A 25,298-nucleotide genomic window follows, 5' to 3' on the forward strand; every position below is an offset into this window, starting at 1 on the left:
GCCGTTTGGCCAAATCCTTCTGGAGAGTTACGCATGTCCACCAGCACGTCCGCCAATACTTCGTTTGCCGGTTCCGGCACCGCCGCCGGCGCCTCGGGCACGATCCTGCTCGGCCGCATCCTGCTTTCGGTCATCTTCCTGCTTTCGGGTTTCGGCAAGCTGACGGCGATTGCCGGCACCGCCGGCTATTTCGGCAGCCTTGGCCTGCCGCTGCCGATGGTGACCGCCATTGTCGTCGGCCTTATCGAACTGCTTGGCGGCCTGGCCATCCTCGTCGGCTTCCAGACCCGGATCGTCGGCTGGGTAATGGCGATTTTCACCGTCGCCACCGCGCTGGTCGCCCACACCGGCTGGGCCGATCAGATGCAGACGATCAATTTCATGAAGAACCTCGGCATTGCCGGCGGCTTCCTCGTGCTCGCCTCCTCGGGCCCAGGCGCGTATTCGATCGACGCCAAGCGCGGCTGAAGCAGTCCAGCATTTCCTGAACAAAAGGGGCGCGGAATTTTCCGCGCCCCTTTTTCGTTGTCGTTTGTGCCTGTCGGTCCGCTGACCGGAATTCTGCTAGGATCGGGCTCTTGGCCACCCGGCCGACAACGGAGGTTACCATGCCCCGCAATGCGCTGCTTTTGCTTTCCCGACTGCTGTTCGCCGCACTGTTCGTGCCGTCCGGCTTCCACGCGCTGACCGACATTGCCGGCACGACCGGCTATTTCGCCGGCCTTGGCCTGCCGCTGCCGACGCTGGCTGCCTGGGGCACCGGGCTGTTCGAACTGATCGCCGGGCTGCTCATCCTCGTCGGCTTCAAGACGCCGATCGTGGCGCTGCTGCTCGCCGCCTTTTGCGTCGCGACAGCGTTCATCGGCCACTATGGCCAGGGCGGCGGCGATCCGACGCTGACCTTCATGCATTCGCAGATGCTGATGAAGGACATCGCGATATCAGGCGGTTTTCTGGCGCTGGCGATGGCTGGCGCGGGTGCATGGTCGGCCGACGGCCGGATGGCTGCAGGGACTGGCTAAGCTGCCGCCCGGCTCGGCTCATTTGCTGTCGAGAAAGACGAACTCCGCAAGCCTGGTTATGTTTATGGGCTGAGAGAGGAAGCCCCCATGCCCCATTCGGCCGACGCTGATGGTCAGGCAAACCTGTCTGCTTTGTACCGCGATCGGCAACCATTCATATCCATATTGATCTGCCCCCTTGGGGGAGTAGCTCCGAAGATTGCTGTCAATCGCGACATACAGGTAGTTGCGCAGTTGGATCAGGCTTGCCCTCTTAACGTATGGCAACAGGTCGATTCGGCCCGCGACAGGCTCAAGAAAGTTGCCGAGGGGCTGATGAACGGACACGGTTCGATCGACAGCGCCAGGACAGAGATTAACGTCCGCATAAAACGTGTTCATCGAAATCGATCTTTGAAATTTGATCATTTCGTCGCTTATTCTAAATACAAAATAGTTTATCTTTTGTCCGCTTTTAGGTTTTAGAAAACCTGTGAGCAAATTGAACAGTGTTTTTCCGTCTGCGGCTTTTGGATAACTCTTGTCAAACTCAAACGCGCCTTTTGCAGCAACGGAAACCTTGGAAACCGTCTGAGCTCTGGCCGCGTCGAAAATCAACAATGGCAGGATGGAAAGCAGCAGCAGGATTTGACTGGATTTCACGATCTTCTCCCAAGCGTGGAGCTCGCAGCGAATTGCCACATGCAATTGGCGTCGTGCCTGAAACTACTTCACTGAAACGCTAGGCCCGCCCTCGACCGCCAGCACCAGCCGACGGTTGGTGACCCTTGCCAGTTGTGCCAGCCGGCCGGCGGGCCGCTCGCCGTAAAGATCGGCCAGCGCTGCCGGCAGCACCAGCGCCAGCACGCCATTGCCGCGGTTTTCCCATTTCAGTCGCGACATGACGCCGGGCATTGCCGCCGTCAGGAGATAGACGACGCGCAGCAGCGCCGCCAGCACGCGGGCCCGTTCGAGATAGCGCGGTGTCGCCAGTCCGCGGATTTCCGGAGCGGCTTCATTGAACACGCCCTCGTGGCGAAACAGGCTGACAAGCGCCAGGAAGGCGCGGCCGGGATGATCGACGCCGATGAAGGAGGCGTGGGCGATGATGTTGAGCGATTGCTTGCCGCGATATTCGGGATGGGCACGCCAGCCGATATCGGCGAGCAGGCAGGCGGCGTGGCGGTAGCGCGCCTCATCCCTGGTCTCGTCGATGCCGAAGGCGGCGAACGCCTTGCCGGTCCACTCGACAAGCTCATGCGCGTGGTCGACCGAGCGCGAGCGCAGGCGGGCAAGCTCTTCCGCCGCCGAGATCAGCGGATCGGCTTTCTGCTCGGCCTTGTCGAGCAGCGAATAGAGAAAGCCCTCGCGCACGCCCAGCGCCGACACGATGATCTTCGACGGCTGCATCGCCGCCATGATCTCCTGCAGCACGATGGCGCCATAGGGCAGCAGCGAGCGGCGGTTCTTGGAGATGCCCTCGATGCCTTTGATCTTGTCGATCTCGGCCTTAGCAACCTGCCGGAGGAAGTTCGCGGCGCTTTCGATGCCGATCTCGTAATGGTGCATGACGCCTAGCGGGTAGTTGGTCATTTCCATGTGTAGCCGGGCGAGATTTCGCCAGGTGCCGCCGACCGTGTAGAACGCCCTGCCCTGCCCGCCCTTCAGCAATTTCGCCCGCGCCAGTTGCTCGCGCGTGATCCTTGCCGCCTGGGTCAGGGAGTTCTTCGCCATGTCCTGCAGGCGCAAGCCGCCCAATGGCAGCGTGATGCCGTCACCGATCGTCTCACCGTCGATGTCGATCAGTTCGAGGCTGCCGCCGCCAAGGTCGCCGGCGATGCCGTTGGCCGGGTGGAAACCGGAGATGACGCCGAGCGCCGAATAATGGGCTTCCTCGCGGCCGCTCAGCACCTGGATCTCGGTCTTGAGCACATCCTCGGCGCGGTGGATGAAGTCGGGGCCGTTGACCGCCTCGCGAGCGGCGGCGGTCGCCAGCACATACATGCGCTCGGCGCCGGCCTGGTCGGAGAGCGCGCGGAAGCGGCGAAACTCTTCCATCGAGCGCGTCACCGCCTCGGGATCGAGCTTTCCGGTCGAAACGATGCCGCGGCCGAGGCCGGCCAGCATCTTTTCGTTGAACAGCAAGGTCGGCGAACGCGCCAGCCCCTCATAGATGACAAGACGGATCGAGTTCGATCCGATATCGATGATGGACAGCGGTCGGCGGTCCTGAAGCCGGCCCTGGGACGCTGAAATCATCAGCCCGTCGCTGCGTTCTGTTTCTTGCGGCGCTTGAACTGCGCGATGCGCTTGGGCGCATGCGACTTCAACGCATCGCCCCGTCCGGACAGGCTCGGATTGGTCATGAAATATTCCTGCGCGTTGAACGGTTCCTCGCCCTCCTCCAGCACAACGCGCCGGGAGGTTCCGTCAGCCAATACGTCGAAACTTTGCTGGTTGTCCATGATGTTGCCGAGCATGATCTGGCCGAGCACCTGCTCATGCACAGTTGGATTGGTGATCGGCACCATGGTCTCGACGCGGCGGTCGAGATTGCGCGGCATCAGATCGGCCGAGGAGATATAGACGATCGCCCCGTCCGAGGGCAGGCCGTGGCCGTTGCCGAAGCAATAGATGCGGCTGTGCTCGAGGAAACGGCCGACGATCGACTTCACCCTAATGTTCTCCGATAGGCCGGGCACCTGCGGTCTCAGGCAGCAGATGCCGCGCACGACGAGATCGATCTCGACGCCGGCGCGGCTGGCATCGTAGAGCGCATCGATGACGATCGGGTCGACCAAGGCGTTCATCTTCATCCAGATGCGGGCCGGCCTGCCCTCCAGCGCGTGGCTGATCTCATCCGAAATGTGCTGGAGGATGCGGTCGCGCAGCGTAAACGGCGAGATGGCCAGCCGCATCTGCTCGGCCGGCTCGGCATAGCCGGTGATGAAGTTGAACAGCTGGGCGACATCGCGCGCGATCGTCGGATCGGTGGTGAAGAAGGACAGGTCGGTGTAGATGCGTGCCGTGACCGGGTGGTAGTTGCCGGTGCCCAGATGCACGTAATTGCGCAGCCTGCCATCCTCGCGGCGCACCACCAGCGACATCTTCGCATGGGTCTTCAGTTCGAGAAAGCCGAAGACGACCTGGACGCCGGCGCGCTCGAGGTCGCGGGCCCAGCGGATGTTGGCTTCCTCGTCGAAACGCGCCTTGAGCTCGACTAGCGCGGTCACCGACTTGCCGGCCTCGGCGGCGTCGACCAAAGCGCGTACGATCGGGCTGTCGTTGGAGGTGCGATAGAGCGTCTGCTTGATCGCCACCACTTCCGGATCGGCCATTGCCTGGCGCAGGAACTGCACCACGACGTCGAAGGATTCGTAGGGGTGGTGGACGATGATGTCCTTCTCGCGGATCGCGGCAAAACAATCGCCGCCATGCTCGCGGATGCGCTCGGGGAAGCGCGGATTGTAGGGCGTGAACTTCAGATCGTCGCGGGCGACGGCGACGATCTCCGAGATCTGGCTGAGCGCCAGCGGACCGGTGAGCACGCTGATCCGGCTTGCCGAAACGCCAAGCTCGCCGGCGACGAAGTCGCGCAATTCGGGCGGCATCAGCCGGTCGAACTCGATCCGGATGACCGAGCCGCGGCGTCGCCGCTTCAGCGCCGTCTCGAACAGCCGCACCAGATCCTCTGATTCTTCCTCGACCTCGATATCGCTGTCGCGGATGATGCGGAATGTGCCGGAGCCCTTGACCTCATAGCCGGGGAACAGCTTGCCGATATAGAGACTGACCGCCTCTTCAAGTGGAATGAAGCGGACATGATGCTTGCGATCCGGCAAACGGATGAAGCGCCTCAGCGCCACCGGCAGGCGCAGAAGCGCGCTCATTTCCTCGCCGTTCTTGCGATGGCGCAATTGCAGCGCCATCGAGAAACCGAGATTGGGAATGAACGGAAACGGATGCGCCGGGTCGATCGACAGCGGCGTCAGGACCGGAAATACCTGCTCCTGGAAATGGTCCTCGAGCCAGGTCTTCTCGTCCTTGGTCAGCGCATCGCGGGTGATGCTTTCGATGCCTTGTTTGTCGAGCAGCAGCATCAGCGCCGAAAGGCTGTTCTGCTGGTCCTCCTGCAGGCGCTCGACCTCGCGCAGCAATTGTTCGAGCTGCTGCTCGGGAGTGCGCCCATCCGGGCTCTTCAGCACGATGCCTTCGCGCACCTGGCCGGCAAGACCGGCGACGCGGACCATGAAGAACTCGTCGAGGTTGGCGGCCGATATCGACAGGAAGCGAACACGCTCGAGCAGCGGATGGTTGGCGTTCAGCGACTCTTCGAGCACGCGCCGGTTGAATTGCAGCCAGGAAAACTCGCGATTGACGAAGCGATCGGGATTGCCGCCTTCGGGGCTCGCCGCCTCGACGGTGATGAATTCGTTCTGCACCGGCTTCAGTTCGTTCATGGTTCCCGCTCTTCCCACACCGTTCGACGAGCACAGCCTTAACCGGCTTAACTTATCCTCTGACAGGCTTTTGCGACAGTTTCATTTCATCGATCTTGCAAAGAGACGGGTTATGATCCAGATGCAATCGACAAGATCAGGAGACGACGATGGCAGGCGGTTCCATTCCCCATTTCCAGAACGATGCGGGCTATCCGGCAATCGACATCGGCGTCAAGGAATTCATGTGCACCGGCGCCAATCCGCCTTTCGACCATCCGCATGTATTTCTCGACATGGGCGACGACAATGAAAAGGTCTGCCCCTATTGCTCGACGCTCTATCGCTATTCGCCGAAACTGAAGGCATTGGAAACGCAGCCGCCGGGCTGCCTCTATATCGACCAGGCCGCCTGATTCTTCCGCGACAAGCCTGATGCAGGAAACGCAGTCCCGGCAGGTGGTCATCGCCGGGGCGGGCGTCGCCGGGCTGACCGCGGCACTGGCCTTCGCCGAGCGCGGCTATCGGGTAAAACTGTTCGAACAGGCGCAGCACCTCGAGGCTGCCGGCGCCGGTATCCAGCTTTCGCCCAACGCGACGCGCATCCTACGGCAGCTCGGCGTACTCGATCGGCTGCTGCCGACGTCGGTGCGCCCGGAGGCGGTCGTGCTCAAGGATGCCGCCACGCTGCGCAAGCTGGCGCGCGTACCGCTTGGCCAGGCGGCCGAAACGCGCTGGGGAGCGCCCTATCTCGTTGCCCACCGCGCGGATCTGCAGTCAGCGCTGATGCAGCGGATAGCCGAGCGGCCCGAGATCGAGCTTGTCACCGGTGCCCGCGTCGGCGGCGTCGCAACCGGACCGAATGGCATCACCGCAACAGTCGAGATTGCCGGCACGACCATCGAAACCGAAGCATCGTTGCTGGTCGGAGCCGATGGCGTCTGGTCGTCGGTGCGAGAAAAACTGGCCCGCAAGGCGGCCGAATTCGGCAGAAGCCGATTCTCGGGCGAGCTTGCCTGGCGCGCCACGGTGGCCGCGGACAGCCTTGCCGGACAAGCCTTCAGGGCGATCGGTGCGCCCGATTGCGTTACCGCATTCCTCCATCCAGGCTTCCATATGGTCGCCTATCCGGTCAGCCGTGGCACTGTCTTCAACCTCGCGGCCTTCACCAAGGGCAAGCGCATCGCCGAGGGCTGGTCAGGGCATGCCGACCCCGCCAGCCTCGCCAGCGCCATGCGTGGCGCCGCGCCGGCGCTGGTCCGCCTGGCGAACGAGGCCGCGCCGTGGACGGCATGGCCGATCCACATAGTCGAGCAGCGGCGGTGGACGACGCCGGAAGGCATCGCGCTGACCGGCGATGCGGCGCACGCGATGACGCCGTTTGCCGCACAGGGCGCGGCGATGGCGATCGAAGACGCGGTAACCCTTGCCGGCTTCATTGCGGCCTCCACAGCCGATCTTGAGGGGGCGCTTGCCGCCTGGGAACAGGCGCGGCGGCCGCGCGTCGCCCAGGTCGCCCGCCGCGGCGCCGTCAATCGCCTCGCCTGGCATGCGGCCGGGCCGGTGGCGATGGCCCGCAACCTGTTCCTGGCGATGCGCTCGCCCGAAAAACTCGCCGCCGATCTCGACTGGCTCTACGGCTGGCGGGCGTAGGACGTTCGGCGGTCCTAAGTCGCCCGGTCAATTGTAAAGCCGCATCGACAGGCCGAGCGATGCCGGCAGCGGGTTCCACCAGCCGGTGCGCAGCCCGGCGATGCGCAGTGCCGCCGCCGCCCAGGTGTTGCAGCCGACCAGCGCGTTGAAACGGCCATTGCCTTCGAAGAAACGATCGAAACGGGAATACGCCGCATTCTCGATCGGCATGGCCCCGCTCGGTCCCTGCCGGAAGCTTCCCGCAATGTAATCGAGCAGCGCCGTAAACCGCTCCTCGCCGATGTCGAAGCCGGTGACGTCGGGATGCGGCTCGGCGATTTCGCCTGAAATGTCGACATGCATCACCGAGGCATCGACGGTCAGCGCCTTCATCACCGGCACTGCCTTCAGTTCCGACCAGGTCGGCGTCTCGAGATAGAAGGCGCGGCCGCCCCAGCCGAAGACTATGTAGCGGACCTCCGCCACGTCTGCTGGAATGCCGGCATCGACCAGGAAATGGAAGCGCCGGCGCACATCGTCGTCGACCGGGATGGCGATGTCGGTGTGGATCGGATTTTGCAGCACCAGGATACGGTGGCTTGTGCCGATCGGATCGGCAACGGCCGCCGGCCAGAGCGGGCGCGGCAGCAGCGTGCCCAGCGCCACCGCAAGGACTGCTGCAACGACCAGCAGGCCAAGAAAACGGGCAAGCTTCTTCATGGGAAAGGCATAGAACAAGCAATGCTCAAGGTGAAGCCCCTCCGAACGTTGCACAGCTGAGCTTGACGCGTATCCTCCCCGGGAGGATATGCTCAAGCATGTCAGATCACCTCCACGCCTCGCATCCTTCCATCATAAAGCGCCTGAAGCGCGCGCAAGGCCACCTTGCGGCGGTGCTGGCGATGATCGAGGCGCATCGCCCTTGCGTTGACCTGGCGCAGCAGCTTCATGCCGTCGAAAGGGCCATCAGCAGCGCCAAGCGCGAGCTGATCAACGATCACATCGAGCATTGCCTGACGGACAGCGTGGAAACCGGCGGCAACTCGCTGGCGGAACTCAAGCAGCTGGCGAAATATCTATGAATGCCATCGTAGTCCGCATTCTGGACTGGCTCGGGTTCGGCTCGCACGCCGCACATCATCACGGCGATCACGGTCCGCACGGTCACAGCCATGGCGTCATCGACGCGACAATTGCCACCACCGACCGGGGCATCTGGGCAATCAAATGGTCGTTCGTGATCCTGGCCATCACCGCGGCATTGCAGATGGTCGTGGTTGCGTTGTCGGGGAGCGTGGCATTGCTGGCCGACACGATCCATAACATCGGCGACGCGACCACGGCGATCCCGCTCTGGATTGCGTTCGTTCTGGCGCGGCGCAAGCCGTCGCGGATCTTCACGTATGGCTTGGGCCGGGTCGAGGATCTGGCCGGCATCATCATCGTGCTCATCATCCTGTTCAGCGCTGTAGTCGCTGCCTACCAAGCCATCGACAGGCTGATCAATCCACAAGCGGTGACACACCTGGGCTGGCTGACTGCGGCGGGCATTGTCGGCTTCCTCGGCAACGAGGCGGTTGCCGTGTTCCGTATCCGCGTCGGCCGCGAAATCAACAGCGCGGCACTGATTGCCGACGGCTACCACGCCCGCACAGATGGACTTACCAGCCTTGCCGTGGTCATCGGAGCCATCGGCGTCTGGTTTGGCTTTTCCTTGGCCGATCCGATCGTCGGCCTGCTGATCACGATTGCGATCTTCGGTATCGTCTGGCAATCGGCCCGCTCGGTGCTGACCCGCATGCTGGATGGAATCGAACCCGGTGTGATAGACGAAATCCGACATGCCGCCGAGCATGTTCCGGGCGCGCGCATTGTCGATGCCAAGGCGCGCTGGATCGGTCATAGATTGCACGCCGACATCGCAATTGCCGCGGACGAAACCCTGCCGCTGTCGGCGGCCAACAAGATCGCCGCAGCGCTGAAGGACGAACTATCCCAGCATATACCGGCCCTGGCTGAGGCGAATGTGCGGTTTTCAACGGAACGTGGAGAGAACGACCATCCTCACGAGCACACGCACGACCACGGCCACATGCACTGACGCTCGCCGATTTTCTGCTAGTCTCGTCCGATGTTCCAGACGCTCGTCGAATTTCAGCGCACGATCTATCTGACGCTCGGCGAACAGATCAAGCTGCTTGCGGCCGGAGGCAATTGGCTGGCGTTCATGGCCTTCCTGCCGATGGGCGTCGTGTTCGGGGCTGCCCATGCGCTGACGCCGGGGCACAGCAAGGCCGTCCTGGCGACTTATCTTGCCGGTTCGGATGCGAAGGTCTCGCGTGGTCTGCTCGTATCTATCACGCTATCGTTCACGCATGTGACGATTGCCGTTCTGATTGCGGCTCTCTCGCTGCCACTGGTCTCAATAGCATTGGGCAGCGTCGGCCGCGCTCCGCTTCTGGAGCACATCAGTCGCGGGCTGCTCGGCCTCATTGGCGTCTGGATGATCTGGCGCGCGTTGAGCCACAGCCATCATCACAGGCACGAGGGCGAGGCTGTCGGCGTCACGGCAGGCCTGATCCCATGCCCGCTGACGCTTTTCGCGATGACTTTCGCAATGTCCAGGGGGGTTCCGGCGGCGGGCGCCCTGTTTGCCGTCACCATGATGGTCGGCGTGGCGCTGACGCTGTCCTGTGTCGCCGTGTTGTCGATCCTGTTTCGGGAACGGCTTGTACAGTTTTTCGCGCGCCAGCCACGGCTGTTCGAAACCATCTCCCGGGCCATCGAGGGCGGCGCCGGTCTCGCCCTTGCCGGCGTCGCTGTCTGGCAGATCACCTCAGCTTGAGAGAAAATTTGGCCCCAGCCACTGCATGGCGTCCGGGCCGGTGCAGCGGCTGGAACGAGCCTAGGCGACGCCGGTCATGTCACATCGATCACGACCATCAGCCCGCCGCCGCCCTTTTCCTCGACATTGTTGTTCGTGGTGTGATGCGGGATGTGGCAATGGATCAGCCATTTGCCCGGACGCTGCGCCTTCCAGATTACGTCGTAGCGCTGACCCGGCCCGACGTTGATCGTATCGGCAAGGAAACGACCCGAAGCGGGGACCGTCTCGCCGTCGCGGGCAACGACCTCGAACGGTCCGCCATGGATATGCATCGGATGGATGAAGCCGTTGTTGGTGCCGATGAACCGCACCTTGAGCGTCTCGCCGACCTTCATCGGGATCGTCTCGGTCGAGGGATAGGCCTTGCCGTTGATGGTGAAGAAATTCGGCATGCCGCCATCCATCGGCATCGACGGGTAGGTCAGCCCTTCCCGCACCAGCCATTCCTGAAGCTCGATGGCGTAATCATGGTCGGCCGCGACCTCGTCGGCGGGATTGGCGGGATCGATGATCAGCGCACCGTAGAGGCCGAGCGCCTGGGTCCGGTCCGGCTTGGCATGGGGGTGATAGAAATAGGTTCCGTGCTGGGTCGCGGTGAATTCGTATGAATAGGATTGCCCGGGCTCGATCGGCGGCTGCGTGATCTCGGCCGGCCCATCCATCTGGTTCGGCAGGATCAAGCCATGCCAATGCACCGTCGTTTCCTCAGGCAGGCCGTTGGTGACGTTGATCCTGACCCGATCGCCCTGGCGAATATGAATTCGCGGACCGGGAATCTGGCCGTTATAGGCATAGGCGTCGACCGCGACGTCCGGCAGGATCTGCCAGCGGACCACTGAAGGCCTGAGCTCGAACACCTTGATGCCGTTCTCCATCCGAAACGGCAGTTCCTGGTCGCCCCTTGCCGTCAGGCCATAAGAGGCGGCCACGAGGCGTGGATCGGTAGCCGCCATGTCGCGCATTGTATCGGCTGGCGTGTCGCGATCCATGATCATGCCTCGCGGCATGATCACCCCGCCGACATCGCGTGCCGACAGCGTCAGGTTCAGCCAGTTCGCCGGCGCGACCATGCCGATGGCGAGCGCCAGCAGGGAGACGGCACCCAGGGCAGCGACCTGCGGCGTCGTGGCATCCGTCTCCATGTGATGGCCGCCGCCTTTGCCTTTGTGGGAAACCATATCGTGGTGCTGCCCGCGATGGCCGCTGGCGTCGGCCTGCTGCATTTGTATCTGCGCATGTTGCCTCGTGGCAGGCTGCTCCCGGACATCGATGCCGGCTGCCTGCGCACGCTGCGTCATCAGCCCATGCTTCAGCCCCCGGGCGACCAGCCAGACATTGGCCGGATAGGCAAGCGCAAAACCGGCGATGACGCCGATCGACATCACGCCCCAGAACAGCAGCTCCGTCGGTTCCATCGCGCGCATGTCGCGGCCCATCATCAGGAAGCTCATGACCGGCGCCATGCCGGCCATCATGAAGTTCATGGAGATGAACTCGGGCAGGAAGCTCTTGCGTACGTTTTCCCAATAGGTGCCGCCCATCATCGATTTCATGAACAGCGACTGGAAGATGAACAGGCCGAAGGCAAAGCCGGCGAGATATTCGACGATCAGGTCGATCCACATCGGCAGGCCGAGCGCCGCCGTGACGGCGGCGGCAAGAATGATGCCGGTGGCATCGCCGGCGACGCAGTGGATGGTGGAGCCGACGCCCTGCTTCCAGAGCGGCCGGGTGAAGAGTTCATGATCGCCCGGCCGGGGCTCCTTGTCGGCGAGCACGTAGAGCAGCAAGCCGAGCGGACCCATATAGAGGGTGACCAGGATGAAGCCCCATTTCATCACCACCGGCTCGGGATTGTTGCGATATTGGTCGAAGCCGACGTAAAGCGTCGAAGCCAGCGCCAGCGCGAACCAGACGACGAGGAAATAATCGATCGGTTGGATGAGCATCAGGATGAACCCGTGACCTGCCGCCGCACGCGCCCACGCGGCTCGTTATACAACTCCCAATGGCAATGAACGCAGCCGGCGCGCTTATGATCCGTGCCGGCGCTAGTTACCAGGTTGCAACGTGACCACTCGAACGGCCTGAAGCACGCTTGCTATCTTCTCGCGTAGCGCACGGTCAGCGCTCGCCGAATACGCGCGAAGCCAGCAAGACAGAGAGGCGTGATCCGCCGGTCTTGTCCCGAACCGGAGTAAGGATCAGTGCAGGATCTGCGACAGGAACAGCTTCGTGCGCTCATGGCGCGGGTGGTCGAAGAACTCGGCCGGCGTGTTCTGCTCGACGATCTGACCCTGATCCATGAAGATCACCCGATTGGCGACTTTGCGCGCAAAGCCCATTTCGTGGGTGACGCAGAGCATGGTCATGCCTTCCTCGGCCAGCCCGACCATCGTCTCCAGCACTTCCTTGATCATTTCCGGATCGAGAGCCGAGGTCGGCTCATCGAACAGCATGATGCGCGGGTTCATGCACAGCGAGCGGGCGATCGCCACGCGCTGTTGCTGCCCGCCGGAAAGCTGGCCGGGATATTTGTTGGCCTGTTCCGGGATCTTGACGCGCTTGAGGAAATGCATGGCGATTTCCTCGGCCTGTTTCCGCGGCATCTTGCGCACCCAGATCGGCGCCAGCGTGCAATTTTCCAGAATGGTCAGATGCGGGAACAGGTTGAAGTGCTGGAACACCATGCCGACCTCGCGACGCACCTCGTCGATCTTCTTCAGATCGTTGGTCAGTTCCTTGCCGTCGACTATGATCTTGCCCTTCTGGTGTTCCTCCAGCCGGTTGATGCAGCGGATCATCGTCGATTTGCCGGAGCCCGACGGGCCGCAGATGACGATCCGCTCGCCGCGCATCACCTTTAGATTGATGTCCTTCAGCACATGGAATTCGCCGTACCATTTGTGCATGGCGATGATGTCGATGGCGACATCGGTGGTGGAAATGTGCATCTTGGCGGCATTGACCTTGATCTCTTCCGCGCTGACGGCGTTTTCTATGGCCATGACAAGGTCCCCTTTTTAGCGTTTGTGGCCGGTGTCGAGACGGCGTTCCGTGTACATTGAATAGCGCGACATGCCGAAGCAGAACAGCCAGAAGATGAACGCCGCGAACACCAGGCCGGATCTGGCCGTCTGTGGCGTCGCCCAATTCGCGTCGGAGAAGTTCTGCTTGACGATGCCGAGGAGGTCGAACATGGAGATGACGATGACCAGGCTGGTGTCCTTGAACATGCCGATGAAGGTGTTGACGATGCCGGGAATGACCAGCTTCAGCGCCTGCGGCATGACGACCAGGCCCATCTTCTGCCAGTAGCTGAGACCGAGCGAATCGGCGCCCTCATACTGGCCTTTGGGGATCGCCTGCAGGCCGCCGCGCACCACTTCGGCCATGTAGGCGGCGGCAAACAGCGACACGCCGATCAGCGCGCGCAGGAACTTGTCGAAGCTGACGCCGGCCGGCAGGAACAGCGGCAGCATCACGCTGGCAAAGAACAGCACCGTAATCAGCGGGATGCCGCGTACCGTCTCGATGAAGATCACGCACAGCAGCTTGACTATCGGCATGTTCGAGCGCCGGCCAAGCGCCAGCACGATGCCGATCGGCAGCGACACGGCAATGCCGACGAACGACAGGCTGAGCGTCACCAGCAGTCCACCCCAACGCGACGTCTCGACATGCGGCAGGCCGAACATGCCGCCGACCAGCAGAACGAAGGCGACGACCGGCAGTACAAAAAAGAGAAGAATGGCATTCAGCCCCTTGCGCGGTATGCGCGGAATGAGCAACGGCACCAGCAGTGCCACGAACAGGATGGCCACCACGATCGGCCGCCAACGCTCCTCGATAGGATAGGTGCCGAACATGAACTGGCCGAACTTGGCGTTGACGAATGCCCAGCAAGCACCGGTCCAGCCATCCGGCTGGATGCCGCCTTGCGCCACGGTGGCGCAGACCGAGCGGTCCGGTCCAGTCCACTGGGCGTTGATGAAGGCCCAATTGATGATTTGGGGCAGGATCACAGCGACCAGCGCAATGCCAACGATGGTGAGAATGGTGTCGCCCGTGGTGGCAATCAGGTTCTTGCGGATCCAGGCGGTGAGGCCACGCTCGCTCGACGGCGCCGGTTGGGCCAGCGCCATCTCCGTCCGGACCCAGGACATGTCGTGTTCCTGCATGGCTCTACCTCTCCACCAGCGCCATCCTGGCATTGACGACGTTCATGATCGCCGACGTGATCAGGCTGAGCGCGAGATAGACAGCCATCATGATCACCACGCCTTCAACCGCCTGCCCGGTCTGGTTCAAGACAGTGCCGGCAGTCGCCGTCAGGTCCGGATAGCCGATGGCGATGGCGAGTGAAGAGTTCTTGGTCAAGTTCAGATACTGGCTGGTCAGCGGCGGAATAACGATGCGCATCGCCTGCGGCACGACGACAAGCCTGAGGATCGATCCCGAGCGCAGCCCGAGTGCCGCGGCCGCCTCGGTCTGGCCCGTGCTGACGCCCCTGATGCCGGCGCGCACGATCTCGGCGATGAAGGCGGCCGTATAGCAGGACAACGCCAGATAGAGTGACAGGAACTCCGGTCTGACCTGAAAGCCACCGACCAGGTTGAAAGTCGATTGTTTCGGGAATTCGAAGGTCAGAGGAAAGCCGCTCAGCGCGTAGGCCAGCAGCGGCAGGCCGACGATCAACGCTATGGATGTCCAGAGCACCGGGAACGGCTGACCCGTCGCCATCTGCCGCTGCCGCGCCTTGCGGGCGACGAACCAGGCCATGGCAAGGGCGAGGAGCAGGGCGACCAGGATCAGCCAGGAGCCCTCGCCCCAGACAGCGCGCGGAAAATAGAAGCCGCGCTGGTTGAGAAAGGAGCCGAACGGCAAATTAATGCTCTCGCGCGGCGGCGGCAGCACGGCGAGCACGCCGGAATACCAGAAGAAGATGACCAGCAGCGGCGGGATGTTGCGGAAGACCTCGACATAGACCGTGCAGATCTTCCTGATCAGCCAGTTGCGCGAAAGCCGGCCGATGCCGACGATGAAACCGATAATGGTGGCGGTGATGATGCCGACGACGGCAACGATCACGGTGTTGATGAAGCCAACCAGGATGGCTCGGAAATAGGTCGAATCCGACGAATATGCGATCGCGCTTTCGCTGATGTCGAAGCCGGCGCGGCCCCTGAGGAAGCCAAAGCCGGAAGCGATGTGCAAGCGCGTCAGATTGACGATGACGTTGTGGGTAACCCACCAGACCCCCGCTACCAGCAGGACGAGGACCAGCGCTTGAAAGAATATTCCGCGGACACGAGGATCATTGATGAAGGAACCGCGGCTTGGCTCCTCGCGAAGAACTTCCTGCGATGCCATTCGACAGTCCCCTGGAAAGAGAGACCGGAAGGCAGACGATCTGCCTTCCGGATCCATTTTCGATCAGCGGATCGGCGGAGCGTACTGCAGGCCACCCTTGGTCCACAGCGCGTTGATGCCGCGCGCGATCTTCAGCGGGCTGCCCGAGCCGACATTACGCTCGAACATCTCGCCGTAATTGCCGACGGCCTTGACGATGTTGACGACCCAGTCGTTAGAGACGCCGAGATCGGTGCCGATCTTGGTGTCGGCTTCCTGGCCGAGCACGCGCTTGATCTCTGGACTGTCCGAGTTCTTCATCTCGTCGACATTGGCCTTGGTGATGCCGAGTTCCTCGGCGTCGAGCAACGCGAAATAGGTCCACTTGACGATGTGGTACCATTGGTCGTCGCCCTGGCGTACGGCCGGCCCAAGCGGTTCCTTGGAGATGATCTCGGGCAACACGACGTGGTCGGCCGGCGCACCGAGCGTCAGGCGGATGCCATAGAGGCCCGACTGGTCGGTGGTGTATACGTCGCAGCGGCCGGCGTCATAGGCGGCGTTAACCTCTTCCAGCTTTTCGAAGACGACAGGATTGTACTCCATCTTGTTCGACTTGAAATAGTCGGCAAGGTTGAGCTCGGTCGTGGTGCCGCTCTGCACGCAGACCGCCGCGCCCGAAAGCTGCAGCGCCGAGTTCACGCCCGGTAGCTTCTTGGCGTTGATCATGAAGCCCTGGCCGTCGTAATAAGTCGTGCCGATGAAGTTCAGGCCGAGTGCGGTGTCGCGATTGATGGTCCAGGTGGTATTGCGCGACAGGATGTCGATCTCGCCCGACTGCAGAGCGGTAAACCGCTCCTTGGCGCTGAGCGGCGTAAACTTCACCTTGGTGCCATCGCCGAACACGGCGGCTGCCACAGCGCGACAGAAGTCCGCGTCGATGCCTTGCCACTCACCCTTGTCGTCCGGCGCCGAGAAGCCGGCCAGACCGGTCGAGACGCCGCATTGGATGAAGCCCTTCGCTTTGACATCGTCGAGCGTGGCCGCCGAAGCCGCCGAAGCCGCGAATCCAAACGCGGCGGCGCCCAAAACGCCGATTGCAATGTGTTTCATGACCCACAGACCCTTTTCTGTTTTTTCCAGGCGAACCTGACTTTTTCCCGTGTGAACGCAGCTATGTATCCCGGCCCATTACCGGAATCCCGCATCGTAACCGACGCGCTGCCTCCCATTCACGAACAACATCGAAGGCGATTATTCCTGTGAGGTCAAGGGAAATGACCAAATCCGAAAGACTTTGAAAACCAACTGCCTGAAATGCCTGAAATTGCAGACAAACGCGCTCGCAAATCGGCCAGCGCGCCAATAAAGCCGGCAAAGTCCGACCGTGAGTTGCCAAGCGCACTTGGCAGCCTTCCCGCAGGTCCACGGCTCGTTGCTGAATTGGCATATTCAAGACCTTGGCCTGGCGAGTGCGGTGCGGTTGCGCGGCCAATGCCGCCGCACTATGGCTAACGACCAACCCATGGGACGAAAAGCAATGGCAAAAGACGACAGCGAGATGGGCGTCAACACACGGCTCGCCCATTCCGGCAACAACCCGCATGACTATTTCGGCTTCGTCAATCCGCCGGTGGTGCATGCCTCGACCGTGCTCTATCCCAATGCGGCGACAATGGCGGCGCGGAGCCAGAAATACACCTACGGCACGCGCGGCACCCCGACCACCGATGCGCTGACCAGCGCCATCGATGCGCTGGAAGGCTCCGCCGGCACGGTCGCGGTGCCGTCCGGCCTGGCGGCCGTGGTGCTGCCGCTGCTTGCCTTCCTGTCGGCCGGCGATCATCTGCTGATCGTCGATTCCGTCTATCATCCGACCCGCAATTTCGCCGACACGATGCTGAAGCGGCTGGGCATCGAGGTCGAGTATTACGAACCGCGCATCGGCGCCGGCATCGCGGCGCTGATCAAGCCCAACACCAAGGTGGTGTTCACCGAATCGCCGGCCTCCAACACCTTCGAGGTGCAGGACATACCGGCCATCGCCAAGGCAGCGCATGCCGCCGGCGCCATCGTCATGATGGACAACACCTGGGCGACGCCGCTCTACTTTCGCCCGCTCGACCATGGCGTCGACATCTCGATCCACGCGGCGACGAAATACCCGGCCGGCCATTCCGACGTGCTGCTCGGCACCGTGTCGGCCAATGCGGACTGCTGGAAGCAGCTTTTCGAGACGTTCAACACGATGGGCTGCTGCGCCGGGCCTGACGACGTCTACCAGGTGCTGCGCGGCCTGCGCACGATGGGTGTGCGGCTGGAGCATCATCAAAAGAGCGCGCTTGCCCTCGCCGGCTGGCTCGAGGGTCAGCCGGGCGTAGCGCAGGTGCTGCATCCCGGGCTGCCCAGTCATCCCGACCACGCCATGTGGAAGCGCGATTTTTGCGGATCGAGCGGCATCTTCTCGATCGTTCTCGCGGGCGGCGGACAGAAGCAGCAGCACGCCTTCCTCGACGCGTTGAAGTTTTTCGGCCTCGGCTATTCCTGGGGCGGCTATGAGAGCCTTGCCGTGCCGGTATTCCTTGGCGACCGCACAATCGCCAAGGGCCCGTATGACGGGCCGCTGGTGCGCTTGCAGATCGGGCTCGAGGATGTCGAGGATTTGAAGGCCGACCTGGCGCGCGGGCTGGCGGCGGCCGCACAGGCCTGAGCCAAGCACCTTTCCAGGCTGAGTCAGGAAATCGGCGTAACAGCTTGGAAAAATTGCGATCCTGAGTGATGTCATGGCGACCGATCAGCCGATGACACGGCGTCTACAAAATAGAGACGCCGGTGTGGTGGAGGCGTTAGAATAGCCTCTGCCGGCGCTTGAAACGGATCGAGGCCGGCCGGCGGATCGGTCGGGAACCTTTTGTCGGCCGATTCATCCAATGTCCGATGAGAAGCCTATCAGGAGATCGGCCATGCCTGCTGCGTTGACGGCAACGCCCGCCGCTTCCGGCGACATGCAGCTTGTCGGCCGCGCGCTGGCACGTGATAGCGATGCATTCCGCACCATCATCAAGACGCACAACCAAAGGCTCTACCGCATCGCCCGAGGAGTCGTGCGTAACGACAGCGAGGCCGAGGACATCGTCCAGGAGGCCTATGTCAGCGCCTTTGCCCATCTCGAGGCCTTTCGCGGCGATGCCTCGCTCGCCACGTGGCTATCGCGTATCGTCATCAACGAAGCGCTCGGCCGCTTGCGCAAAAGGCGGCGAATGGTAGCGATGCCTGAAAACCCGCAAGCCGAAATCATCCGGTTTCCCCTCAACCCGAGCGACGATCCGGAGCGGACGATGGCGCAACGGCAGATCCTTGAGCTTGTCGAACGGGCAACCGACAGTCTTCCCGATGTCTACCGGATGGTGTTCGTGGCGCGCGTCATCGAGGGATTGAGCATCGAAGAAACCGCCGAACTGCTTGGCGTGCGACCAGAAACCATTAAGACCCGGCTGCACCGCGCCCGCGCGCTGGTGCGCAAGGCGCTGGACGACCAGATCGGCCCGGTGCTGCTCGACGCCTTTCCCTTCGCGGGCCGGCGCTGCGAACGGCTGACCAATGCCGTGATGCAGCGGCTTGGTCTTTCCGGATAGGTCGCGCCGATTTTCGCGGGAACGTTTGGCGGCGACCTGCATCCAATGAGCATCACTGAAAACGAAGCCCGATGCAGTTCCGCGTCGGGGCGAAGGAGAGCATCATGTTTATTCGATCGACCACGGCACTGGCCGCATTTTTCCTGCTTAGCGCAGCGCCCTTGTCGCAAGCTGCCGACAAACCGACCGATCCGCAGATCGCACATATCGCCTACACAGCAGGCGTGCTTGACGTCGAGGCGGCCAAGCAGGCGCTGAAGAAATCGAAGAACAAGGAGGTCGTGGATTTCGCCAAGGACATGGTGCGAGATCACGAGGCGGTCAACAAACAGGCTCTCGACCTGGTCAAGAAGCTCAAGGTCACGCCTGAGGACAATCCGACCAGCAAGGCGCTGACCAAGGCGGCGGCCGAGGAACGAGCCAAGCTTGCCAAGCTCAAGGGCGCGGCGTTCGACAAGGCCTATGTCGCCAACGAGGTGGCCTACCACAAGCAGGTCAATGGCGCGCTCGAAACTCTGCTGATCCCGTCGGCCAGCAATGCCGAGCTGAAGAGCCTGCTGGAAACCGGTCTGAAAATATTCCAGGGCCACGAACAGCACGCCGAACACGTCGCCGGCATGCTGAAGTGAGGATCGAGCCAATGGCGTCGGGGCGGCATCTGTGGGTTGCGCTGGCATTGGCCATGGGTGCCCAGCCGGCCAAGGCCGACACCATCGAGGTGACGATCGAGAAGCTTGTGTTTTCGCCGGCAAAGATCGAGGCGAAGGTCGGCGACACGATCAGGTGGGTGAACAAGGACGTGTTCGCCCACACGGCAACCGTCAACGGCGCCTGGGAAGTGATGATCCCGCCGAAGAAGGCGGCGAGCCTGACGGTGAAGAAGGCGGAATCGGTCGATTATTTCTGCCGCTTCCATCCCAACATGAAAGGCCATCTGACGGTGACATCGCCCTGACTGGCTGATGCATGTCGCGCAAAAGCGTGCAGCGGTTTTGCGATAACGACATGCATAAAAAAGAGCCTGAAGCGCGCCGCACGAGGCCGGTCTAGTGCGACGCGCTTTTAGGCTGCCAGCCATGCCGTCCCTACAAGCAGCGTGACCAGCGTCAACGGCAGGCCGACCTTGAAGAAGGCGATGAAGCCCAGCGGTTTGCCGGAGATTCGCGCGTGCTCGGCAACGATCAGATTGGCGACCGAGCCGAGCAGCGTGAAATTGCCGGCCAGCGTCGAGCTCATGGCGACGACCAGCCAGGCCCGCTCGGGGTTTTCCAGTCCGGGCACGAACGGCTTCAGCGCCAGCACGGCCGGGACATTGCTCATGATGTTGGACAGCACCGCGGTGAAGCCGGACAGCCGCCAGACATCATTCAGTCCGAGGTCCTTTGCCGAGGCGACGATGTCGGGCGTCAGCAGCGTCTTCTCCGCCCCGGCGACGACGATGAACAGCCCGGCGAACATGAACAGCAGCGGCCCATCGATCTCGCGATAGATGCGCTCAGGTTTGATGGCGCGGGTCAAAAGAAGAATGGCACCGCCGATCAGCGCTGCCTTGGCGACTGGAACGCCGGCGAAGAAGGCGATCGCCAAACCGACACAGACGACCACCGCCTTCACCACCTGCCCCGGCAGCATGCGGCCGCGGTAGACTTCGGGGCTGAGCTCGGCCTTGCGCGAAAATTCGGCGCGGTAGACGATGCGGATGATGACGATGACGGCGATGAGGCCGAACGCCGCGACCGGCGCCAGCGCCGCAGAGAAGGCCGGATAGGAAATCCCCGACAGCGCGCCGATGACCATGTTCTGCGGGTTGCCGGTGATGGTGGCGACGCTGCCGCAATTCGAGGCGGTGGCGGTGGCGATCAGATAGGGAACCGGGTTGCGGTTGATAACGCGGGTGACATGGACGACGATCGGCGCCATGACCAGGCAGATGGCGTCGTTGACCAGGAATGCGGACAGGAGGCCGGTCAACAGCGTCACCATCACCAGCAGCATGAACGGCGCATGCGCATGCTCGATGGCGAAGCCGCCGAGCGCGCGAAAGGCGCCCGACACTTTAAGATGCGCCACGACGATCATCATGCCGAGCAGAAGCGTGATGGTGTCGAAGCTGATGGCGCGGTAGGCGTCCTCCATGTCGAGCGCGCCGATGGCGATCATCGCCGCACCGCCGAGCAGCGCGATCCCTGCCCGGTCGAGGCGCAGCCCGGGTATCCTGCCGATGGCGACGCCGGCATAGGTCAGGACCAGGATCAGCAGTGCCGCCGCGCCCATCGCTGTCATGTGTTGGAAATCCTGTGCGACTGGCGAGTGAACCTGTCCGGAATGGACCCTGAAAATATTGGCGATCCCGACAGGATTCGAACCTGTGACCATCGGCTTAGAAGGCCGGTGCTCTATCCAGCTGAGCTACGGGACCGCTGGCCGGCCGCATGACCGGCGGATTGTGCCGGCAGGGCCGGTATGGGATCAATGCGTCCAGGGCGTCCTGCGGTCATAGCGGAAATTCTCCGCATAGGAAATCTGGCGGCGCTTGATTTCCTTCGGCTCCTCAACGCGGAAAGCCAGCCCTTCCTTCTCGGCATAGGCGACCGCCTCTTCTCTTGTGTCGAAGGTCAGCCTGATCTGGCTTCGCATGTCGCCGGACGTGGTGTAGCCCATCAGCGGATCGATCTTCTTGCGCTGCTCCGGATCGAATTCCAGCACCCAATAGCCGGTCTTGGCCTTGCCGGACTGCATCGCGGTTTTGGCTGGGCTGAAAATGCGGGCTGACATGACCACCTCATTGCTTGTTGCAAGCACACGACCCCGAGACCAGATTACTGTTCTCTGGCCATGCACTAGCCCGTCATTACTGCGCAATGCCGCCGGCAGCAAGGCCGATGGCTTTTTACGCTTGCTTTGGCGGGCTGAAATCACTAGGCAACAGACCGTTCGGAGTGTAGCGCAGCCTGGTAGCGCATCTGGTTTGGGACCAGAGGGTCGGGAGTTCGAATCTCTCCACTCCGACCATTCATCAAGCGAATCTCGTCGGCAGCGCAAGCGGATCGCGCTCGAGTGTGTCTGCCGTCGCCGGTCATGTTTAAGCGACGGACGGACAGCACGAGCCCGCGCTGCCCGTCCGACATGCAAGCCGTCAGCCCTGGATGAAGGCCAGCAGATCCGGATTGATGATCTCCGGATGGGTGGTGCACATGCCGTGCGGCAGGCCCTTGTAGACCTTGAGCGTGCCGTGCTTCACCAGCTTGGCCGCAAGCAGCGCGGAGTCGGCGATAGGCACGATCTGGTCGTCGTCGCCGTGCATGATCAGGACGGGCACGTCGATCTGCTTGAGGTCGTCGGTGAAGTCGGTCTCGGAAAAGGTCTTGATGCAGTCGTAATGGGCCTTGGCCCCACCCATCATGCCTTGGCGCCACCAATTGTCGATAGCGCCTGGCGAGACCTTGGCGCCCTCGCGGTTAAAACCGTAAAACGGGCCGGCCGGCACATCCCTGTAGAACTGGGCGCGGTTAGCGGCCAGAGCGGCGCGAAAGCCGTCGAAGACCTCGATCGGCAGGCCGCCCGGATTGCTATCGGTCTTGACCATGATCGGCGGCACCGCGCCGATCAGCACCGCCTTGGCAACACGGCCTCCGCTGCCATAAAGCGCGACGTAACGCGCCACCTCGCCGCCGCCGGTCGAGTGGCCGATGTGGATCGCATCCCTGAGATCGAGATGCGCCGCCAGCGCCGCGACGTCGGCAGCGTAGGTGTCCATGTCGTTGCCGGTCGCGGTCTGCGACGAGCGGCCGTGGCCGCGGCGGTCATGGGCGATGACGCGGTAGCCCTTTTCGAGGAAGAACAGCATCTGGTTGTCCCAATCGTCGCCGCTCAGCGGCCAGCCGTGATGGAACACGATCGGCTGGCCCTTGCCCCAATCCTTGTAGAAAATCTCGGTGCCGTCATGGGTGGTGAATGTGCTCATCGTCCTACTCCTTGATGGAAAAGTTAGGGGGTAACAGGGAAGCTTCTAGCCCCTTCAGCTGGACAAATTATAACAGTGCGGCCAGGGTGAGCATTGGCAAAACGGACATTCAACGTGGCAAAACTGACAAATGACGGCGGCGCGTGATCTGATCGAAATCGGCCTTGTCTTGTATCCCGGCGTGCAGGAAGCGGCCGTGCTCGGCCTGACCGATCTTTTCATGCTGGCAAACCGGCTGGCTGTCGAGCTGTCGCCGGAGGCGGCGAGGCTTCGCGTCAGCCATTGGCAATTGGAGGACGCGGGCCACACCGTAGTCCACACCTTCGACAGCGACCCCGGCGCCGACAATGAACCAGCCATGGTTATCCTCCCGCCGACCTTGGGAGATCCGATCGCTCGGGAAGCAGCCGCGCCCTATGCCGGCTGGCTCAGGGATCGCCACACGGCAGGCGCGACGCTCGGTTCGGTCTGTGCCGGCGCTTTCGTGCTTGCCGAAACCGGCCTGTTGTCCGGCCGTGCGGCGACGACGCACTGGGCTTATCGCGACGCGCTGGCGCTACGCTTTCCCGACATCCTGCTCGACGCCGACAGGCTGGTCATCGACGATGGCGATATCATCACCGCCGGCGGCTACATGGCCTGGACCGACCTCGGCCTCAAGCTCGTGGACAGGGTGCTCGGGCCGACCGTCATGATGGACACGGCGCGTTTCATGCTGGTCGACCCGCCGGGCCGCGAGCAACGTTTTTACAGTCCGTTTGCGCCGCGGCTGACCCACGGCGACGAAGCGATCCTCAAGGTGCAGCACTGGCTGCAGGCGAACGGCGCGCGCGATGTGACGCTTGGCGCCATGGCCGATCACGCCGGGCTGGAGGAGCGGACTTTTCTGCGGCGCTTCCGCAGCGCCACCGGCCTCAAGCCGACCGAATATTGTCAGCACCTGCGGGTCGGCAAGGCGCGCGAGATGCTGGAAACCACGATGCGAGCGATCGACCAGATCGCCTGGGAGGTCGGCTATGACGATCCCGGCTCGTTCCGCAAGGTATTCGCCAGGATAACCGGCCTGGTGCCCGGCGACTATCGCAAGCGCTTTGGCACGGAACGAGCGGTGGTTGCAGGCGGAGAGAGCTGAGGCCAGCCGCGCAATGGCGCTATCGATTCGATGCTGCCAAAGGCAAGCTCGCCGGGCGAGAACCCCAACCACCCATCTCCCGGCGAGCCTACTACCTGATTTGATACGCAATCAGGACCGGGATTAGCCGGCAAGCTCTTTGTTGCAAGACAGGTGCCAGTCTTTTTTCTCGAAATGGGACACACACGGAAGTGAGCTCCCTGATGTTCACGCCGAGGCTTTTTGCCTGATGTGCCGGATCAGTCGAATTCCTGAAATCAGCAGTAATGCGCCTCCGACTTCCACGACCAGGATCACGGCCGAGCCCCAGGGAATAGCTGGCCAAAACTCCGAAAAGGCTTGCCTGAGCCAGGTGATATGAGCAGGCTCCTCGCTGTAAGCCCTGAGCATCAAGTCCGCGTAATCGAACATCTCTTTCACCACGATCGCCGACCAGAACAGCGATGAGACAAGCCATATCAGTGCGATTCGTCTGACGATCGGGCTCATTCCAATACCTACTGTCAAAAAGATCGACTTGATTAGCACACCCGCCAAACGAGATCATCCCGCTATATCTCGAACTCGCCCTGCCCTTCGTCCATGGCGCTGACCGTCTCGGCTGCCAGGGCGCGGGTGATCGGCGTCTTGCGCTCGAGCGCGGTGCGGTCGAGCCGTTCGACCACGCGCATGGCAGTGGCCAGCGAGCGCTCGATGCGGCGCACCAGATATTGCACGACATGCGGCTCGACCTCGACCTGGCGGTCGGCGAACAGCTTTGTGATGACGCCGGCCAGCAGAAGATCGTCGGGTTCGTGGATCTCGACGGTCGCCGCCGCCTTCAGCCGCGACGCCAGGTCGGGCAGCCTGACGCCCCAGGCGGACGGGAAGCGCCGCGCCGTCAACAGCAAGCTCGAGCCGGCGCCGCGCACCGCGTTGATCAGGTGGAAGAGGCCGTGCTCATCGATCGGTTCGGCATCGATATCGTCGATCAGGGCCGGATGCGGGCCGAGGTTTTCGATGCAGTCGCCGATGCGGCCGGCCGCCACTTTCACGGCGTCGGCGCGGGTCCGCCAAATCGAGGCCAGATGGGTTTTCCCCGAGCCGGCCGGCCCGGCCAGCACAACGACCGGCGACGGCCAGTCCGGCCAGCGGTCGACAAGCGCCGCCGCCTGGCTGTTGGTGCTGGAGACGACGAGCTCGTCACGCGAATAGCCGGTGCCGTGGCCTAGATCGAGCGGCAATTGACGCGGCGGATCGATCTTGTCCGGCATCTG

General features: G+C 62.5%; 26 protein-coding genes and 2 tRNA genes. 13 read left to right on the top strand and 15 right to left on the bottom strand.

All coding sequences use genetic code 11. From position 1 onward, the window contains the following. The first annotated feature begins 33 nt into the window (after positions 1-33). Together NKI39_RS11245 and NKI39_RS11250 are read left to right on the top strand one after the other, a co-directional pair. Positions 34-468: a DoxX family protein gene (locus NKI39_RS11245; RefSeq protein WP_352831828.1), complete on the top strand. Its 435-nt coding sequence runs from the start codon at positions 34-36 to the stop codon at positions 466-468. 140 nt (positions 469-608) lie between these two features. Next, entirely contained in the window at positions 609-1,022 is a 414-nt protein-coding gene (locus NKI39_RS11250; RefSeq protein WP_352588583.1) for a DoxX family protein, read from the top strand. Between the two features lie 18 nt (positions 1,023-1,040). Here NKI39_RS11250 and NKI39_RS11255 read toward each other — a convergent pair whose 3' ends face one another. The 3 genes from NKI39_RS11255 to NKI39_RS11265 form a co-directional block, all read right to left on the bottom strand. Then, positions 1,041-1,664, bottom strand: coding sequence for a hypothetical protein (locus NKI39_RS11255; protein ID WP_352588586.1), 624 nt, complete (start codon positions 1,662-1,664; stop codon positions 1,041-1,043). A gap of 63 nt (positions 1,665-1,727) precedes the next feature. Further along, positions 1,728-3,260 (bottom strand): exopolyphosphatase, encoded by a 1,533-nt coding sequence (gene ppx / locus NKI39_RS11260; protein WP_352831829.1) that lies wholly within the window; start codon positions 3,258-3,260, stop codon positions 1,728-1,730. After that, positions 3,260-5,461, bottom strand: coding sequence for an RNA degradosome polyphosphate kinase (locus tag NKI39_RS11265; RefSeq protein WP_352831831.1), 2,202 nt, complete (start codon positions 5,459-5,461; stop codon positions 3,260-3,262). Before NKI39_RS11265 ends, ppx begins: the two co-directional genes overlap by 1 nt. A 149-nt stretch (positions 5,462-5,610) precedes the next feature. On the opposite strand from NKI39_RS11265, the gene NKI39_RS11270 reads away from it, so the two are divergent. After that, complete coding sequence (locus NKI39_RS11270; RefSeq protein WP_254820632.1) at positions 5,611-5,856, top strand: zinc-finger domain-containing protein; 246 nt, start codon at positions 5,611-5,613, stop codon at positions 5,854-5,856. Positions 5,857-5,875: 19 nt separating this feature from the next. Continuing rightward, complete coding sequence (locus NKI39_RS11275) at positions 5,876-7,093, top strand: FAD-dependent monooxygenase (RefSeq protein WP_352831833.1); 1,218 nt, start codon at positions 5,876-5,878, stop codon at positions 7,091-7,093. A 27-nt stretch (positions 7,094-7,120) separates the two neighbouring features. On the opposite strand, the gene NKI39_RS11280 is transcribed toward NKI39_RS11275, so the two are convergent. Then, the gene (locus tag NKI39_RS11280; RefSeq protein WP_352831835.1) at positions 7,121-7,792 is read right to left on the bottom strand and encodes a TIGR02117 family protein; all 672 of its coding nucleotides are present in this window, start codon (positions 7,790-7,792) and stop codon (positions 7,121-7,123) included. 98 nt (positions 7,793-7,890) lie between these two features. On the opposite strand from NKI39_RS11280, the gene NKI39_RS11285 reads away from it, so the two are divergent. The 3 genes from NKI39_RS11285 to NKI39_RS11295 are packed head-to-tail and all read left to right on the top strand — an operon-like array spanning position 7,891 to position 9,917. After that, on the top strand, positions 7,891-8,154 hold the full coding sequence (locus NKI39_RS11285; RefSeq protein ID WP_023719742.1) for a metal-sensing transcriptional repressor: 264 nt from the start codon (positions 7,891-7,893) through the stop codon (positions 8,152-8,154). Next, a complete protein-coding gene (locus NKI39_RS11290; protein ID WP_502898560.1) occupies positions 8,151-9,173 on the top strand; it encodes a cation diffusion facilitator family transporter in 1,023 nt (340 codons plus the stop codon). The genes NKI39_RS11285 and NKI39_RS11290 overlap by 4 nt, the downstream gene beginning before the upstream one ends. A gap of 30 nt (positions 9,174-9,203) precedes the next feature. Continuing rightward, on the top strand, positions 9,204-9,917 hold the full coding sequence (locus NKI39_RS11295; protein ID WP_352831836.1) for a nickel/cobalt transporter: 714 nt from the start codon (positions 9,204-9,206) through the stop codon (positions 9,915-9,917). A gap of 74 nt (positions 9,918-9,991) precedes the next feature. Here the strand turns inward: NKI39_RS11295 and NKI39_RS11300 are convergent, their stop codons facing one another. From NKI39_RS11300 to NKI39_RS11320, 5 genes are all read right to left on the bottom strand, one after another. Continuing rightward, positions 9,992-11,908 (bottom strand): multicopper oxidase domain-containing protein, encoded by a 1,917-nt coding sequence (locus NKI39_RS11300; RefSeq protein WP_352831838.1) that lies wholly within the window; start codon positions 11,906-11,908, stop codon positions 9,992-9,994. A 255-nt stretch (positions 11,909-12,163) separates the two neighbouring features. Next, positions 12,164-12,913: an amino acid ABC transporter ATP-binding protein gene (locus tag NKI39_RS11305; RefSeq protein WP_031212005.1), complete on the bottom strand. Its 750-nt coding sequence runs from the start codon at positions 12,911-12,913 to the stop codon at positions 12,164-12,166. Positions 12,914-12,982: 69 nt separating this feature from the next. Continuing rightward, positions 12,983-14,140, bottom strand: a complete 1,158-nt coding sequence (locus NKI39_RS11310; RefSeq protein ID WP_352771783.1) for an amino acid ABC transporter permease — start codon at positions 14,138-14,140, stop codon at positions 12,983-12,985. Between the two features lie 4 nt (positions 14,141-14,144). Continuing rightward, a complete protein-coding gene (locus NKI39_RS11315) occupies positions 14,145-15,332 on the bottom strand; it encodes an amino acid ABC transporter permease (RefSeq protein ID WP_352472636.1) in 1,188 nt (395 codons plus the stop codon). Between the two features lie 63 nt (positions 15,333-15,395). Next, a complete protein-coding gene (locus NKI39_RS11320) occupies positions 15,396-16,424 on the bottom strand; it encodes an amino acid ABC transporter substrate-binding protein (protein ID WP_254820740.1) in 1,029 nt (342 codons plus the stop codon). 427 nt (positions 16,425-16,851) lie between these two features. Between NKI39_RS11320 and NKI39_RS11325 the strand changes: the two genes are divergently transcribed. The 4 genes from NKI39_RS11325 to NKI39_RS11340 all read left to right on the top strand — a co-directional run bounded on the left by NKI39_RS11325 (position 16,852) and on the right by NKI39_RS11340 (position 19,901). Then, positions 16,852-18,021: a cystathionine beta-lyase gene (locus NKI39_RS11325; protein ID WP_352684961.1), complete on the top strand. Its 1,170-nt coding sequence runs from the start codon at positions 16,852-16,854 to the stop codon at positions 18,019-18,021. 253 nt (positions 18,022-18,274) lie between these two features. Beyond that, positions 18,275-18,946: an RNA polymerase sigma factor gene (locus NKI39_RS11330; RefSeq protein WP_352820251.1), complete on the top strand. Its 672-nt coding sequence runs from the start codon at positions 18,275-18,277 to the stop codon at positions 18,944-18,946. Positions 18,947-19,050: 104 nt separating this feature from the next. Beyond that, the gene (locus tag NKI39_RS11335) at positions 19,051-19,575 is read left to right on the top strand and encodes a DUF4142 domain-containing protein (protein WP_352541632.1); all 525 of its coding nucleotides are present in this window, start codon (positions 19,051-19,053) and stop codon (positions 19,573-19,575) included. Between the two features lie 11 nt (positions 19,576-19,586). Beyond that, positions 19,587-19,901: a cupredoxin domain-containing protein gene (locus NKI39_RS11340; protein WP_352501888.1), complete on the top strand. Its 315-nt coding sequence runs from the start codon at positions 19,587-19,589 to the stop codon at positions 19,899-19,901. Between the two features lie 107 nt (positions 19,902-20,008). On the opposite strand, the gene NKI39_RS11345 is transcribed toward NKI39_RS11340, so the two are convergent. The 3 genes from NKI39_RS11345 to NKI39_RS11355 all read right to left on the bottom strand — a co-directional run bounded on the left by NKI39_RS11345 (position 20,009) and on the right by NKI39_RS11355 (position 21,721). Then, complete coding sequence (locus NKI39_RS11345) at positions 20,009-21,229, bottom strand: anion transporter (protein ID WP_352472631.1); 1,221 nt, start codon at positions 21,227-21,229, stop codon at positions 20,009-20,011. 59 nt (positions 21,230-21,288) lie between these two features. Beyond that, positions 21,289-21,365, bottom strand: a tRNA-Arg gene (locus tag NKI39_RS11350). Between the two features lie 50 nt (positions 21,366-21,415). Then, positions 21,416-21,721, bottom strand: coding sequence for an ETC complex I subunit (locus tag NKI39_RS11355; protein ID WP_023677641.1), 306 nt, complete (start codon positions 21,719-21,721; stop codon positions 21,416-21,418). 160 nt (positions 21,722-21,881) lie between these two features. Here NKI39_RS11355 and NKI39_RS11360 point away from each other — a divergent pair. Beyond that, a tRNA-Pro gene (locus NKI39_RS11360) sits at positions 21,882-21,958 on the top strand. A 124-nt stretch (positions 21,959-22,082) separates the two neighbouring features. Here NKI39_RS11360 and NKI39_RS11365 read toward each other — a convergent pair. Continuing rightward, the gene (locus NKI39_RS11365) at positions 22,083-22,910 is read right to left on the bottom strand and encodes an alpha/beta fold hydrolase (protein ID WP_352831839.1); all 828 of its coding nucleotides are present in this window, start codon (positions 22,908-22,910) and stop codon (positions 22,083-22,085) included. Positions 22,911-23,040: 130 nt separating this feature from the next. On the opposite strand from NKI39_RS11365, the gene NKI39_RS11370 reads away from it, so the two are divergent. Further along, a complete protein-coding gene (locus NKI39_RS11370) occupies positions 23,041-24,042 on the top strand; it encodes a GlxA family transcriptional regulator (RefSeq protein WP_352831841.1) in 1,002 nt (333 codons plus the stop codon). A gap of 207 nt (positions 24,043-24,249) precedes the next feature. On the opposite strand, the gene NKI39_RS11375 is transcribed toward NKI39_RS11370, so the two are convergent. Together NKI39_RS11375 and hdaA are read right to left on the bottom strand one after the other, a co-directional pair. Further along, complete coding sequence (locus tag NKI39_RS11375; protein ID WP_352831842.1) at positions 24,250-24,531, bottom strand: hypothetical protein; 282 nt, start codon at positions 24,529-24,531, stop codon at positions 24,250-24,252. Positions 24,532-24,593: 62 nt separating this feature from the next. Next, positions 24,594-25,295 carry a DnaA regulatory inactivator HdaA gene (gene hdaA, locus NKI39_RS11380; RefSeq protein WP_352680804.1) on the bottom strand — a complete coding sequence of 234 codons (702 nt, stop codon included), beginning with the start codon at positions 25,293-25,295 and terminating at the stop codon, positions 24,594-24,596. Positions 25,296-25,298: the final 3 nt, after the last annotated feature.

Origin of the sequence: Mesorhizobium sp. M0664, assembly GCF_040320565.1 — a bacterium.
Lineage (GTDB): Bacteria > Pseudomonadota > Alphaproteobacteria > Rhizobiales > Rhizobiaceae > Mesorhizobium.